Origin of the sequence: Enterovirga sp., from assembly GCF_035325185.1 — a bacterium.
GTDB lineage: Bacteria > Pseudomonadota > Alphaproteobacteria > Rhizobiales > Beijerinckiaceae > Enterovirga.
Genome location: NZ_DAOLAJ010000092.1, coordinates 1 through 13,772 on the forward strand (window position 1 = coordinate 1; position 13,772 = coordinate 13,772).

11 protein-coding genes and 3 pseudogenes are annotated in these 13,772 nt (G+C 66.6%); 3 read left to right on the plus strand and 11 right to left on the minus strand.

Annotated features, from left to right (window positions below; genetic code table 11):
- A partial coding sequence (locus PKD06_RS15330) for a BTAD domain-containing putative transcriptional regulator (protein ID WP_324381566.1) occupies nt 1-395 on the minus strand: 395 nt, incomplete at its 3' end.
- A 340-nt stretch (nt 396-735) separates the two neighbouring features.
- Here PKD06_RS15330 and PKD06_RS15335 point away from each other — a divergent pair.
- Nucleotides 736-904: pseudogene (locus PKD06_RS15335) on the plus strand (IS5/IS1182 family transposase); the annotation flags it as partial.
- A gap of 201 nt (nt 905-1,105) precedes the next feature.
- Here the strand turns inward: PKD06_RS15335 and PKD06_RS15340 are convergent.
- From PKD06_RS15340 to araD, 4 genes are all read right to left on the minus strand, one after another.
- Nucleotides 1,106-2,674, minus strand: a complete 1,569-nt coding sequence (locus PKD06_RS15340) for an aldehyde dehydrogenase (NADP(+)) (RefSeq protein ID WP_324381568.1) — start codon at nt 2,672-2,674, stop codon at nt 1,106-1,108.
- Nucleotides 2,671-3,594 carry a dihydrodipicolinate synthase family protein gene (locus tag PKD06_RS15345; RefSeq protein ID WP_324381570.1) on the minus strand — a complete coding sequence of 308 codons (924 nt, stop codon included), beginning with the start codon at nt 3,592-3,594 and terminating at the stop codon, nt 2,671-2,673. Before PKD06_RS15345 ends, PKD06_RS15340 begins: the two co-directional genes overlap by 4 nt.
- A gap of 38 nt (nt 3,595-3,632) precedes the next feature.
- Complete coding sequence (locus PKD06_RS15350) at nt 3,633-5,003, minus strand: MFS transporter (RefSeq protein WP_324381572.1); 1,371 nt, start codon at nt 5,001-5,003, stop codon at nt 3,633-3,635.
- 121 nt (nt 5,004-5,124) lie between these two features.
- Nucleotides 5,125-6,849 carry an L-arabinonate dehydratase gene (gene araD, locus PKD06_RS15355; RefSeq protein ID WP_324381574.1) on the minus strand — a complete coding sequence of 575 codons (1,725 nt, stop codon included), beginning with the start codon at nt 6,847-6,849 and terminating at the stop codon, nt 5,125-5,127.
- 247 nt (nt 6,850-7,096) lie between these two features.
- Between araD and PKD06_RS15360 the strand changes: the two genes are divergently transcribed.
- Nucleotides 7,097-8,053 carry a LysR family transcriptional regulator gene (locus PKD06_RS15360; protein ID WP_324381576.1) on the plus strand — a complete coding sequence of 319 codons (957 nt, stop codon included), beginning with the start codon at nt 7,097-7,099 and terminating at the stop codon, nt 8,051-8,053.
- A gap of 111 nt (nt 8,054-8,164) precedes the next feature.
- Here PKD06_RS15360 and PKD06_RS15365 read toward each other — a convergent pair.
- A pseudogene (locus PKD06_RS15365) lies at nt 8,165-8,435 on the minus strand (transposase); the annotation flags it as partial.
- 212 nt (nt 8,436-8,647) lie between these two features.
- Here PKD06_RS15365 and PKD06_RS15370 point away from each other — a divergent pair.
- Nucleotides 8,648-9,106, plus strand: a pseudogene (locus PKD06_RS15370) (transposase); the annotation flags it as partial.
- 205 nt (nt 9,107-9,311) lie between these two features.
- Here PKD06_RS15370 and PKD06_RS15375 read toward each other — a convergent pair.
- The 5 genes from PKD06_RS15375 to napE are packed head-to-tail and all read right to left on the minus strand — an operon-like array spanning nt 9,312 to nt 13,525.
- The gene (locus PKD06_RS15375; RefSeq protein WP_324381578.1) at nt 9,312-10,022 is read right to left on the minus strand and encodes a cytochrome c3 family protein; all 711 of its coding nucleotides are present in this window, start codon (nt 10,020-10,022) and stop codon (nt 9,312-9,314) included.
- A 9-nt stretch (nt 10,023-10,031) separates the two neighbouring features.
- Nucleotides 10,032-10,532: a nitrate reductase cytochrome c-type subunit gene (locus PKD06_RS15380; RefSeq protein ID WP_324381580.1), complete on the minus strand. Its 501-nt coding sequence runs from the start codon at nt 10,530-10,532 to the stop codon at nt 10,032-10,034.
- The gene (napA, locus tag PKD06_RS15385) at nt 10,505-13,000 is read right to left on the minus strand and encodes a periplasmic nitrate reductase subunit alpha (RefSeq protein ID WP_324381582.1); all 2,496 of its coding nucleotides are present in this window, start codon (nt 12,998-13,000) and stop codon (nt 10,505-10,507) included. Before napA ends, PKD06_RS15380 begins: the two co-directional genes overlap by 28 nt.
- Nucleotides 12,997-13,335 carry a chaperone NapD gene (locus PKD06_RS15390; RefSeq protein ID WP_324381584.1) on the minus strand — a complete coding sequence of 113 codons (339 nt, stop codon included), beginning with the start codon at nt 13,333-13,335 and terminating at the stop codon, nt 12,997-12,999. The genes napA and PKD06_RS15390 overlap by 4 nt, the downstream gene beginning before the upstream one ends.
- Nucleotides 13,336-13,342: 7 nt before the next feature.
- Nucleotides 13,343-13,525, minus strand: coding sequence for a periplasmic nitrate reductase, NapE protein (gene napE / locus PKD06_RS15395; protein ID WP_324381586.1), 183 nt, complete (start codon nt 13,523-13,525; stop codon nt 13,343-13,345).
- Nucleotides 13,526-13,772: the final 247 nt, after the last annotated feature.

The window sequence follows — 13,772 nt, forward strand, 5'->3', positions numbered from 1 at the left end:
GAGACCAGGGCCTCCTCGGCGATCACCAGCCGGTGCGTCGCCTCGCAGAGCGGGTCGAGCGCGTGCAGCGCGAGCGCCGCCGCCAGCGCCTCCTTGTGCCGGCCTTGCTCCGAGAGAGTTCGCGCCAGCCTGGCGAGCAGGGCGAGCGAAGCTTCGCGGAATCGCGTCCTTTGCCGCTCGAGCCATTCGGCAAGGATTTCATTGTTCTCGCCGTCGAGCTCCGTCGCGAATTCCCGGCCGGCGAGCAGAGCGGCCGCCTGCATGGCATCCAGATCGCCGCCTGCCGCCGCCATCAGCCGGTCAGTGTCGATGTCCAGCATGGTGCGGTCGAGCCGCACGGTGCCGCCCTCGACGAGGAGAAGCTCTGCGGCTTCGGCGCCGAGCGCGCGCCTCAACGCGCTCAGCTCCTGCCTGAGGCTCTGCCGCGCCCTTGTCTCCTCGCTCGCCCAGAGCATCGCGGCGAGCAATGCGCGGGGAAGGCCGGGCCCCGGCGAGGCCGCCAGGATCGCGAGAATGGCGCGCGCCTTGCGCCCGGGCAGCGGAATTGCGCGGTTTCCGGCCTCGAAAAGCTCGATCGGTCCCAGAGCCGACAATCGCAAGGATGGCGCCATCGTCAGACCTGAACGCAATCTTGAATGGCAGGCTTAGCGCGGGTCGCGACCGCTGTCATGCGCAGGGCGGTGCGCCTCTCGGTCGACCAGCGTCTACCAGGATTGCATGGTGACGAAGAGGAATGAGCGGAGGCTCGGCTGAAAGCGCCAAGCACACATCGACACAGACGGGCATGCCCTTGTCCTCGAGCAGCAGCCGGCTAACATGCAGGCTCGCGACGGAGCGATGCCCGGTGCTGCGCCTGTCTCGCCGGACCCTTCCTTTCATCGTCAAGACCTTCGCCGAAGCGGGCTAGGCTGGTGAGAGGCCGGCGACCACCACGAGCGTCATCATCGAAATCCTGCGCAAGCCTCACGCAAGCGTTCGGCGGGAGCGTCTCGAGGCCTCGTCCTTTGCGCCCCACATCCTGCGGCTACGATAATCGCACAACGACGTGCCGACGACATCGTCGCTCAAGTGCGAGCGTTGCAGCTCACCTCCGATCCCAGCGGCATCAGCGGGCTCGTGCGCCGTCCACAAGCCGCGGCAACTTCGTGCCGTCGCGAAGCTCGGGCGGCAGGAGATCGGGCAGGAGGTTCTGGTAGCAGACGGGGCGCAGGAAGCGGCGGATCGCGAGGGTGCCGACCGACGTCGTGCGGCTGTCGGAGGTGGCGGGATAGGGGCCTCCATGGACCATCGCATGGGCGACCTCCACCCCGGTCGGCCAGCCGTTCGCCAGGATCCGGCCGGCCTTCAGCTCCAGCACCTCGGTCAGGCGGCGGGCGAGCGGAGCGTCGGCCAACTCCATCTGCAAGGTCGCCGTGAGCTGGCCCTCCAGCCGCTCCGAGAGCGTGACCAGCGCCTCGGCGTCGCGGCACCGGACCACCAGCGAGGAGGAGCCGAACACCTCGTGGCCGAGCCGCTCGTCCGACGCGAAGCTGTCGGCATCGGTGGCGAAGAGGGCGCCGGAGCCCTGGGCGATGCCCTCGCCGACCTGTCCCCGCGCCAGGGTCTTCACGCGCTCATGCTCCGCGAGCGCCTTCACCCCGGCCTCGTAGGCTTTGTGGATGCCCGGCGTCAGCATCGGCTGGGGCGCGCTGGCCCCCAGAGCCTCCGAGGCCGCCGCGACGAAGCGGTCGAGACCCTCGCCCTCGATCGCGAAGACGAGGCCCGGATTGGTGCAGAACTGCCCGGCCCCCATGGTCAGCGAGCCGACGAACTCGCGCCCCAGCGCCTCAGCCCGGGCCGCGAGGGCCTCGGGCAGAAGGTAGACCGGGTTGATGCTGCTCATCTCGGCATAGACCGGGATCGGCTCGGCCCGGGCCGCCGCGATGCGCCCGAGCGCGACGCCCCCGCCGCGCGAGCCGGTGAAGCCGACCGCCTTGATATGCGGATGCGCGACGAGGGCCGAGCCCGTCTCGACCTCGCCGAGCAGCAGCGAGAACACGCCTTCGGGCAGGCCGCAGGACGCGACCGCCGCCTGGACCGCCCGGCCGACCAGCTCGCCCGTGCCGGGATGGGCCGGATGGCCCTTCACCACCACAGGACAGCCCGCCGCCAGCGCCGAGGCCGTGTCGCCGCCCGCCACCGAGAAGGCGAGCGGGAAGTTGCTGGCGCCGAACACGGCGACCGGCCCGAGCGGGATGTTCCGCAGGCGCAGGTCCGGCCGCGGCAGCGGCTTGCGGTCGGGCAGGGCCGGATCGATGCGCAGATCCATCCATTCGCCCTGCCGCACCACCTCGGCGAAGAGCTTGAGCTGGCCGATCGTCCGGCCGCGCTCGCCCTCGATGCGGCCGCGCGGGAGGCCGGTCTCGGCGCAGGCCCGCTCGACCAGCGCATCGCCGAGTTCGAGGATGTTGGCGGCGATGGTTTCGAGGAAGCGCGCGCGCTCCTCGAGGCCGGTCGCACGATAGACGGGGAAGGCGGCCCAGGCGAGATCGCAGGCCCGCTCCACCTCCGCCGGCCCGGCGAAGGCGAAGGCCGGCTCCAGCGTCTCGCCGGTCGCCGGGTTGATCGCGTGGAAGGAGCGCTGGCCACCAGCCACCCGCTGCCCGCCGAGGAGGATGTCGCCCGTGACCATCATGCCGCCTTTGCGCCCGTGAGGCCGGATTGTGCCAGGAGGGCTTCGAGCCGCTTCATCTGAGCCGGCGTCAGCGGCCAGGCCGACGGCGGACGGGTCGGGCCGCAATCGTTGCCCATCAGGGCAAGGGCGGATTTGACGCCGGTGACGTTGGTCCCGTTCTGCTCCTCGGCCCGGATCTCCTCGAAATCCTGCATCTGCGCGATGAGGCGGTTGGCTTCGACATAATCGCCCCGGTCGAGCGCGGCGTGGATTGCGACCGATTGGGCCGGCCAGACATTGATCAGGCCCGAGGTGAAGCCGCGCGCCCCGACCGCGTAGAGCGGCGGAGCCCAGGTCTCCGCGAGGCCGCCCACCCAGACGATGTCGGGGCTGGAGCGCCGGATCGCCTCGGCGAGCCGGAGCGGCGTGGGCGAGGCCCATTTGACGCCCGCCACACCGGGCACCTGGCAGAGCTTCTCGATCGTATCGAGCCCGATGCCGTCGTTGCGCAGGTAGAGCATCAGCGGCAGCCCGTCCCCGGCTTCCGCCACGCGCTGCACATAGGCCACGACCCCGCGCGGCGAGACGAAGGGGTCCGGCGGCTGGTGCACCATGAGCGCCGTCGCGCCGGCCTTCCTCGAGGCTTTCGCCAGCGCCACCGCATCCCCGATGCTGCGCCCGACGCCGCCCAGGAGCGGGGCGCGCCCGCCGATCTGCTCGGTGATGGAATGCACCATCGCCTCGGCCTCGGCCGTGGTGAGGCCGTAGAACTCGCCCGTATTGCCGTTCGCGACGAGGATATGCACCCCCGCCCCGATCGCCCGGTCGATGATGGGCTGGAGCTTCTTCGGCTCGACCTTGTCATCCTTGTCGAAGGGCGTAACCAGGATGCCCGAAATGCCCGTCAAAGCCTGACGGAAATTGAGATCGATTGTCGTCATAGGGTGACTCCGGTTGAGCTGGGTCGAAGAAGAGATGATCACGGCTTGGCGGGAGACAGTTCCACCCGCTTGATCTCGCCGACGATGAGGAGATAGCTCAGGATCGCCAGCAGGGCGTTCGCGCCGACGAAGACGAGCGCGCCGTTGAACGATCCCGTCGTCTGGATGATGTAGCCGATCACGATGGGCGTCGTGACCGAGGCGATATTGCCGAACATGTTGAAGATGCCCCCGCTGAGCCCCGCGATCTCGCGCGGCGCGGTGTCCGAGACGACCGCCCAGCCCAGCGCGCCCATCCCCTTGCCGAAGAAGGCCAGCGCCATGATGAAGATGATCACCCACTGGGTGTCGACGTAATTGCACAGGATCATGCTGGTCGCGACGAGCATGCCGCCGACGATGGGGATCTTGCGCGCCGCGGTGAGCGAGAAGCCCCTGCGGAGCAGCGCGTCCGAGATCACCCCGCCCAGCACCCCGCCGACGAAGCCGCAGATCGCCGGGATGGAGGCGACGATGCCGGCATTGAGGATGGACATCCCGCGCTGCTGGACGAGATAGACCGGAAACCAGGTGAGGAAGAAATAGGTTACCGCGTTGATGCAGAACTGCGCGAGATAGATTCCCAGAAGCATCCGGTTTGCCACCAGCTTCTTGAAGTTGCTCCACGTCTGGCTGCCCGAGGACTCCTTCCCCTCCGCCTCGCCGGTCCGGGCTTCCTTGGGCTTGTCCATGTTGACGAGGGCGCCGCCCTTCTCGATGTAGTCCAGCTCGGCGGCGGAGAGACGAGGGTGATCCGTCGGGCTGTAGAGGACCTTGATCCAGATGAAGCTGACCACGATGCCTACCATGCCCATGAAGTAGAATTCATAGGACCAGCCCAGATGCTGGGTGATCGCGCCCATGATGGGCGCGAACAGGGCTGTCGCGAAATACTGCGCCGAATTGAAGATCGCCGATGCCGTTCCGCGCTCGTTCGCCGGGAACCAGGCCGCGACGATGCGGGCATTGGCCGGAAATGACGGCGACTCGGCCGCACCGACGATGAAGCGCAGCGCGAAAAGCGCATAGACCGCGACCGCCGCCCCTAGGAAATGAACGCCGCCCTGCAGGATGGTGAAGAAGGACCACAGGAAGATGCTCGCGAAATAAACCCATTTCGAGCCGAACCTGTCGAGAAGCCAGCCGCCGGGAATCTGCAAGGTCACATAAGCCCAGCCGAAGGCGGAGAAGATGAAGCCCATCTGGACCGGAGTGATGCCCAGCTCCTTCGCCATGGCCGGCCCGGCAATGGCGATGGTCGCCCTGTCCGCATAGTTGATCATCGTCACGACGAAGAGCATCGCGACGATCGAGAAGCGGACCCGCCCGATTTTCGAGGCTGCCGCGCCGACGGCATTGCCAACTGCCATATTGATCCTCCCGGAGGGCCGCCCCGCAGCCTCTTTGTGGTTTCGCGTCGATGTGAAGTTGTGGCGCGCCGCCGCCCGGCCGAACCGGAGCGAGCGATCCCGCGGCGCCCCGGTCCTCGGGTCAGTGGATTTCCGGCTCCGGGGTCGGCGGGCCGTATTCCAGGAAGTCGAGGTCGCAGCCCTCGTCGGCCTGCCGCACCCGCTCCAGGTAAAGGGCTGTGTATCCGCGGGCATAGCGCTTGGGCGGCGGCGTCCAGGCGGCGCGGCGCCGCTCCAGCTCCTCGGGCTCGACGAGGAGGTCGAGGCGGCGCCCGGCGACGTCGAGGCGGATCAGGTCGCCGTCCTGCACGAAGGCGAGCGGGCCGCCGACATGGCTCTCGGGCGCGACATGGAGCACGCAGGTGCCGTAGCTCGTGCCGCTCATCCGCGAGTCGCTGATGCGGACCATGTCGCGCACGCCCTGCTTCAGCATCTTCTTCGGCAGGGGCATCATGCCCCATTCGGGCATGCCCGGGCCGCCCTGCGGACCGCCGCTCTTGAGCACCAGCACGCTGTCGGGCGTGACGTCGAGGGCCGGGTCGTCCAGCTTCGCGTTCATGTGGTCGTAGTTCTCGAACACGATCGCCCGGCCGGTATGCTGCAGCAGCCTCGGATCGGCCGCCGAATGCTTGATCACGGCGCCGCGCGGCGCGAGGCTTCCGCGCAGCACGGAGAGGCCCCCTTCGGGCTGGACGGGATCGTTCAGCGGGCGGATGACGTCGTCGTTATAGACCTCGGCGCTCGCGATATCCTCGCCGAGCGTTCGCCCGGTGACCGTGCGCGCCTCGAGGTCGAGGAACGGGGCGAGGCGGTTCAGGAAGGCCCGGCTGCCGCCCGCGTAGAAGAAATCCTCCATCAGGTATTCGCCGTTGTTCGGGCGCAGGTTGGCGATGAGCGGCACCTGCCGGCTGATGGCGTCGAAACGGTCGAGATCGAGTTCGAGGCCGGCCCGGCGCGCCATGGCGATGAGGTGAGGAATGGCGTTGGTCGAGCCGCCGAAGGCCATCGTCGCCTTCACGGCGTTGTCGATGCTTGCCTGCATCAGCATCCTGGCAGGCGCATAATCCTCCCACACCATCTCGACGATGCGCCGCCCCGTATCGGTCGCAAGGCGCGGATGGCCGGCATCGGCGGCCGGGATTCCGGCAGCGGCCGGCAGCGACAAGCCCATCGCCTCGGCCGCGAGCATCATGGTGGCGGCCGTGCCGGCCGTCATGCAGGTTCCGAAGGAACGGTTCATGCCGCCCTCCATCTCCTTCCACTGCTCTTGCGTGATGTTCCCGGCCCGAAGCTCGGCATGGTATTTCCAGGCGTCCGAGCCGCTGCCGAGCGTCTTGCCATGCCAATGGCCGCGCAATTGGGCGCCGGCCGGAAAGAAGATCATCGGCAAGCCCGCCGACAACGCCCCCATGATGAGCCCAGGCCCGGTCTTGTCGCAGCCGCCCATCAGCACGACGCCGTCACAGGGCTGCGAGCGGATCAACTCCTCCGTGTCCAGCGCCAGCAGGTTGCGGTAGAGCATGGAAGTCGGCTTCATGAACTGCTCGGTGACGGGCATCACCGGGATCTCGACCGGGAACCCGCCCGCCTGCCAGATGCCGCGCTTGATCTCCTCCGCCCGGGTCCGGAAGTGGAAATGGCAGGGGCTGAGGTCGGACCAGGTATTCAGAATGCCGATGACGGGCTTTCCTGCATAGTCCTCATGCGTGAAGCCCATCTGCGCCATGCGGGAGCGGTGGCCGAAGGCGCGCAGGTCGTCGACCCCAAGCCAGCGGTGGCTGCGAAGCTCTTCGGGACGTTTCTTCATGGGCGATGCTCTCTCGCGAAGGATCAAGGGCGCTTGCGCATCGAGCGGCGGCCTCGGGCGTTCGGATGAAGAGAGCCGGGCGGCGCAGGAACTCGCCATCCTCGGACGCTCGGCGATGCGAGCGGCCCTCCTTCGAAACGACCGGGCGTTCCTCGAGCGGCCCTCTTGAATTCGTGGCCTGACCGCCCAAAAGTAAGCGGATTGATTTGAATTAGTCTATAAATAATATGGAATAGGGCAATTCCAAATGGTTATTGATCGCGCCGAACGCTATACTCATCTTCTCGGCAGACGCTATTCTCGTCTGCGGTTCAAGCATCTTCAGTTGATCGAAGCCCTCGGCCGCAGCGGCAACATGGGGCAGGCGGCCAACGAAATGAAAATCAGCCAGCCAGCGGCGTCAAAGATCCTCCAGGATGCGGAACATATATTCGATGCGGCACTGTTCGAACGGCAGCCGCGCGGACTTCTGCCGACGGACGTCGGGTTTCACATCATTCGCTACGCGCAGCAATCCTTGAACGAGATGTCGCGGGTCGCGGCCGATGTCGGCGAGATGAAAGCCGGGGGCGCAGGCGCGTTTCACGTCGGCGCGCTCATGGCGGCGATGCCCGCCATCCTGCCGAGCGCGATCGCCGAGTTGAGACGGCGAAGGCCGCTTCTCACCATTCATCTCACGGCGACGACGAGCGACGAAATCGTCAGGCTGCTGGACCAGCGTGAGCTGGAAATCGGCCTGTGCCGCCTTCCGCATGCGAGTCAGCGGGTGAGCTTCGATTTCGAAGAGCTGTTCGACGAGCAATACTGGGTCTTCATTGACCGGCACCATCCGTTGGCCGGCGCGGCGGAGGTCGACTTCGCTGATCTCATCTCCCTGCCGTGGGTGCTTCAGCCGCCCTCGAGCCCGAGCCGTCAGGTGCTCGAGGCGGCTCTTGCAGAGTCCGGTCTTCCGGTGCCGCGGTCCCGCGTCGAAACGACGTCCCGCTTCGCGACGCTGAACTTGGTCAAGCATGCCGGCATGGTTGGGCTGCTGCCCAGCACGATCCTTTTGGAGGCCGTCGAAAGGGGCGAGCTTGTGAAGTTGGAACTCGCCCCCCTGAGGCCACCTTCCAAGTATGGCCTTGTGAAACGACGAGGAGAGGACTTAAGTGAGCATGCCTTAGATTTTACATCAATCATCAGAGGGTGTAGGGATGTCTCATAATACTACAGTTGTGTATAAATTTGGTGTTTGCAGTGTGCTGCCGCGGCGATAACCTGATGACGTCGTCGCCAGCGCGACCAGGCGAGAATGAAGGCGGCTCTGCCGGTTATCCGCGCTGATGAGATCGGGCGAGACGTCGATGCCATAGAGCTCCCGCAGATGCCCGACGATCTCTCGAGCGCTCATACCGCGCGCGTACATCGACACGATCTTCGTCCGACGCCAGACAATGGTCCATCTCGGCGTTCAGAGCCCGCTCGGCCAGCGCCTTCTTCAGATCGTCGAGAAGACCGTTGGCATCGAATGCCGTCTTGGGATCGGTGCCGGCCAGAAGCTGGTCAAGGAGCGCGTCAGGAATGCGGGGAACCTTGCGTCGTGCCATCGGGAACCACCAGGTCCTCTATGGCCGCCCGCCCACGGAAATCCCGACACTCCCGTGAAAGGTGCCGCGCATGGGCCGCCTTCGCTACCGATTGACGATACCTACTTCACGCAGGGTGACTAACAGGACCAGCGCGCAGCCAAACCCGTCGCATTCGTCGGCTGCGATGCACTGTCCATGGCGTCATCCTCGCTAAGGCGATATCCTGTTCCGACCAGATCGGTCTCCTGCCCCGGCGCCAGGCCAGGAACCGCACGAACCCCTCCGCCAAGCCCGTGCACGAGATCGCGCTGCGCATCGACAGCGGCCGCGTGCTGCACCTCGTCACCAACGACTTCGCCGCACCCGCCCGCCAGATCGCCGACCTCCACAAGCGGCGCTGGGCCATAGAATTGTTCTTCCCCTGGATCAAACAAACCCTCGCCATCACCCGCTTCCTCGGCACGGGCGAGAACGCGATGCGCATCCAGGTCGCGGTCGCCTTCATCGCCTTCCTGATGCTGCGCCTCGCCCGGGCGACCCAAGCCCGGATCGTCAGCTCCCTCGCCTTCGCTCGCCTCGTCCGAAGCAACCTCATGCATCGCAGAAGCCTCGCAAACCTCGAAAGGCCACCGCCGCGCCACCCTCCCGACAAACGCCAGATCCCTCTCGTCCCAGCCATCACCGCATGACAAAACAGACCCAGAAATCATGCCGGACACCAGTGGGACAAGCCCGGCCATGACTACGAAGAGAGAAATGCGGCCGAGCCTTTCAGCCGGAAGCGGTATGACAGGGAAGGCGGTGCGACACCCGCGCCCGCAAGCCGAGCGATGATGCCGAGGCTCTGCTGGCGCCGCCCGCGGGCTCACACGGCCGCCGCAGGCCCGAGGCGCCTCAGCGCGCCTCGATCCGGGCGAGATAGGCGCGGAGGTCGTGCTCCGGCTCGCCCAGGGAGGCGCCCTTGCCCTGCAATTCGGGAGCGCTCTGCCAGCCGGGCTCGACGCCGCGCATGTCGGGCAGAAGATGGGCGATTCCCTTGTGGCAGTCAATGCAGGTCTTCTCCCGCGTCATCAGATAGCGCCCATGGATCTCGGCGGCGCGGCGGGTCTGCTTGGTGAAGTCCATCGCCTCCGCCGAGTGGCAGTTGCGGCATTCGAGGGAATCGTTGGCCTTGAGGCGAGCCCATTCGTTCTTGGCCAGTTCAAGGCGGTGATGAAGGAATTTCTCGCGCGTCGAGATCGTGCCGAAGATCTTGCCCCAGACTTCCTTGGAGGCTTGCATCTTGCGCGCGATCTTGTCGGTCCAGTTGTGGGGAACGTGGCAATCGGGGCAGGTGGCGCGCACGCCCGAGCGGTTGGAGAAATGGATGGTCTGGGTCAGCTCCTGATAGACGTTGTCGCGCATCTCGTGGCAGGAGGTGCAGAATTTCTCGGTATTGGTGATTTCCAGCGCCGTGTTGAAGCCGCCCCAGAACAGCACGCCGCCGACGAAGCCGCCGAGGGTCAGGAAGCCGAGGCTCAGATAGGCGCTGGGCCGGCTGACGATGCGCCAGAACCAGAGAACCCGGTCCCAGCACCAGAGGATGAGGGCCTTGAGCTTAGCCATGGCGTCCCGCTACCTCCTGCGGCCGATGGCGCTGGCATCCTGGAACAGATTCGGGACGAGCGGGGTCGCGTCGGTCTGCGGGACGTGGCAGGCGGTGCAGAAATAGCGCCGCGGCGTCACGTCCGACAGCACCTGCCCGTCCCGGTCCTGGAAATGGGTCACGCTGATCATGGGCGCGCCCGAGCCTTCGGTGAACTCGCGCTTGTGGCAATCCATGCAGCGGTTGGTGTTGAGCGTGAGCTGGTAGCCCTCGATGGAATGGGGGATGACCGGCGGCTGCTCGGGATAGTTGCGCATGCGCCGGACGTCGTCGACGACCGGCCGCGCGAGGGGCGGAATCCGCTGCTCCTCCATCGGCGGGGAGCCGCCGGTGAGGCGGGGGACGATCCTGATCGGGCCGCTGCCCTGGGACAGCGCGCCGACGCTGAGGACGGCGAGGGTCGCGAGCCCCGCTCCCGTCAGGGCGGCGAGGCGCCCGAATCTCAAGCCGCGACGATCCTGACCGCGCATTTCTTGAAATCCGTCTGTTTGGAGATGGGATCGGTCGCGTCGAGCGTGACCTTGTTGATGAGCTGGCTGGCGTCGAACCAGGGCACGAAGACGACGCCGCGCGGCATGCGGTTGCGCCCGCGCGTCTCGATGCGGGTGAGAAGCTGCCCTCGACGCGACATCAGCCGGATTTCCGCCCCCTCGTTCAGGCCGCGGGCGCGGGCATCGTCGGGATGCATGAAGCAGCGGGCGCCGGGGAACGCCTTGTACAGCTCCGGCACGCGCAGGGTCATCGAGCCCGAATGCCAGTGCTCGAGGACGCGGCCCGTCACCAGCCAGAGGTCGTATTCGCTGTCGGGGCTCTCCGCCGGCGGCTCGTAAGGCACGGCGAGGATGCGGGCCTTCCCGTCCGGGTTGCCGTAGAACTGCACGCCCCGGCCGGGCTCCACGAAGGGATCGAGCCCCTCCCGGTAGCGCCAGCGCGTCTCCTGGCCGTTGACGACCGGCCAGCGCAGGCCGCGAACCTGATGATAGAGGTCGAAGGGCGCGAGGTCGTGGCCGTGGCCCCGCCCGAAGGCCGCATATTCCTCGAAGAGGCCCTTCTGGACGTAGAAGCCGAAATGCTTGGCCTCCACGTTGTCATAGGTCGGATCGGTGTCGCTCACCGGATAGCGGTCGACATTGCCGTTCCTGTACAGCACGTCGAAGAGGGTCTTGCCCTTGTAGTTGGGATTGGCGGCGAGGATCTCGGCGGGCCAGACCTCGTCGGTCGTGAAGCGCTTGGAGAACTCCATGAGCTGCCACAGGTCGGACTTCGCCTCGCCCGGCGCGCTGACGAGCTGGCGCCAGACATGGGTGCGGCGCTCGGCATTGCCGTAGGCGCCTTCCTTCTCCACCCACATCGCGGCGGGCAGGATGAGATCGGCCGAGAGCGTGGTGACGGTCGGATAGGCGTCCGAGACCACGACGAAGTTCTCGGGGTTGCGATAGCCCGGATAGGTCTCGCCCGAGTTGTTGGGCGCGGCCTGGAGGTTGTTGTTGACCTGGATCCAGTAGAAATTGAGCTTGCCGTCGTTCAGCATCCGGTCCTGCTGGACGGCGTGGTAGCCGGGCTTCTCCGGGATGATCCCGGCCGGGACGCGCCAGATCTCCTCGGCGCGCTTGCGATGCTCGGGATTGGTCACGACCATGTCGGCCGGCAGGCGGTGGGCGAAGGTCCCGACCTCGCGCGCGGTGCCGCAGGCAGAGGGCTGGCCGGTCAGCGAGAACGGGCTGTTGCCGGGCTCCGAGATCTTCCCCGTCAAGAGGTGCAGGTTGTAGACGAGCTGGTTCGCCCAGACGCCCCGGACATGCTGGTTGAACCCCATCGTCCAGAGCGACATGACCTTGCGCTTCGGATCGGCGTAAAGCTCGGCGAGCTGCTTCAGGAAGCCGGGCTCGACCCCGCTCAGCTCCGCCGCCTTCTCCAGCGTGTAGTCCTTGACGAAGGCGGCATAGGTCTCGAAGTCGATCGGCGTCGTCGCCCCGACATCCGCCGCCTTGCGGGCCTTCACCTCGCGCGGATCGTCCTCGCGCAGGCCGTAGCCGATATCGGTCGCACCCTTCAGGAAGGTGGTGTGCCTGTCGACGAAATCCTTGTTCACCCGCCCGGTCTGGATGATGTGGTTCGCGATGTAGTTCATGATCGCGAGGTCGGTGCCCGGCTTGAACACGATCGGGATGTCGGCGAGGTCCGAGCTGCGATGGGTGAAGGTGGAGAGCACCGCCACCTTCACATGCGGATGGCCGAGCCGGCGGTCTGCGACGCGCGTCCACAGGATCGGATGCATCTCCGCCATGTTCGAGCCCCAGAGCACGAAGGCGTCGGCGGCCTCGAAATCGTCGTAGCAGCCCATCGGCTCGTCCATGCCGAAGGTGCGCATGAAGGCGACCGCGGCCGAGGCCATGCAGTGGCGGGCATTCGGGTCGAGGTTATTCGAGCGGAATCCCGCCCGCATCAGCTTGGTGGCGGCATAGCCCTCGAAGATCGTCCACTGGCCGGAGCCGAACATGCCCAGCGCTGTCGGCCCCTTGGTCCGCAGGATGCGCTTCGCCTGCCGGGCCATGGTGTCGAAAGCCTCGTCCCAGGAGACGGGCGTGAACTCGCCGTCCTTGTCGTAGACGCCGGCCTTCTTGCGCAGGAGCGGCGTCGTCAGCCGGTCGGCGCCGTACATGATCTTGGAGAGGAAATAGCCCTTCACGCAGTTCATGCCGCGATTGACCTCGGCCTTCATGTCGCCGTGGGTCGCGATGACCTTGCCTTCCTTGACGCCGACCATGACGCCGCAGCCCGTGCCGCAGAAGCGGCAGGGCGCCTTCGACCATCTGATCTGGAGCGCGTCGACGCCGCCCTGGACGGACTGGGCCTCGGCGGGCGTGGCGACATTGGCGGCGAGCGCGGCGATCCCCGCCGCCTGGGCCTTCATCACGTCGCGGCGGGACAGGGTCATGCGTCTTCCCCGTGGTCTTCGAGCGGCTCGATCCGCTCGAAGACGAGATTGGCCGAGAACACGTCGTCCATCAGCGAGATGGCGGCGAGGCGGCTTCCGATCTCGCCGCTCTCCTCGCTCTCCATCACCACGATGATCTTCGAGCCCTCGATGCGGTGGATTTCCGTCTGCGGCAGCTCCGCGATGCGGCGCGCGACGTCCGGGCAGCTTTCGGGACGGGCGGTGACGACGGCGCTGGAAATATGCAGGAAGCGGACGGGCAGGGCCGCGCCCGCGGGCAGGACACGCCCCCTCAGGAAGTCGCGCCGGTCGATGGAGTGGCGGTCGGAGGCCATGGCGGGCTCAATGCCCTGACGGGCCGGGCGGCCCGAGGACGAGTTGCGACATCCAGATCAGGAAGCCATAGCCGCCGACGACGCCCACCGAGATGACGGGCCAGATCAGGACGGCCAGCATCAGGAAGGCGACGATCTCATGACGCCGCCGCTTGGGATCCGCGGCCGGATTCGCCTCGGCTGCCGACACCTCGGCCTCCCTTATATGAGCCGACGTTCTGCGCGGCGGCTATGCCTGTTTATAGCTATTATGAATCGAGTCTTTGCTCCAGCGCAACTTTTTCCTCGAAAGAGGCCGGCGCCTCGCCTGGTTTCGCGCCGCGAGCGCATTCGATCGGGATGGCCGGGCTAAGCCCGCTGGTGTCCGGCACAGAATTGGCTTGCTAGCTGTTTAGTCCCAGCATTTGGTAGATTGGATCGAGGCTGAATCTCTGTGG

Bases quoted from the DNA above. Each gene is read 5' to 3' on its own strand.
- PKD06_RS15375 (WP_324381578.1), bottom strand. From the start codon at position 10,022: ATGGCTAAGCTCAAGGCCCTCATCCTCTGGTGCTGGGACCGGGTTCTC.
- PKD06_RS15360 (WP_324381576.1), top strand. From the start codon at position 7,097: ATGGTTATTGATCGCGCCGAACGCTATACTCATCTTCTCGGCAGACGC.
- PKD06_RS15345 (WP_324381570.1), bottom strand. From the start codon at position 3,594: ATGACGACAATCGATCTCAATTTCCGTCAGGCTTTGACGGGCATTTCG.
- napA (WP_324381582.1), bottom strand. From the start codon at position 13,000: ATGACCCTGTCCCGCCGCGACGTGATGAAGGCCCAGGCGGCGGGGATC.
- PKD06_RS15390 (WP_324381584.1), bottom strand. From the start codon at position 13,335: ATGGCCTCCGACCGCCACTCCATCGACCGGCGCGACTTCCTGAGGGGG.
- PKD06_RS15380 (WP_324381580.1), bottom strand. From the start codon at position 10,532: ATGCGCGGTCAGGATCGTCGCGGCTTGAGATTCGGGCGCCTCGCCGCC.
- PKD06_RS15340 (WP_324381568.1), bottom strand. From the start codon at position 2,674: ATGATGGTCACGGGCGACATCCTCCTCGGCGGGCAGCGGGTGGCTGGT.
- araD (WP_324381574.1), bottom strand. From the start codon at position 6,849: ATGAAGAAACGTCCCGAAGAGCTTCGCAGCCACCGCTGGCTTGGGGTC.
- PKD06_RS15350 (WP_324381572.1), bottom strand. From the start codon at position 5,003: ATGGCAGTTGGCAATGCCGTCGGCGCGGCAGCCTCGAAAATCGGGCGG.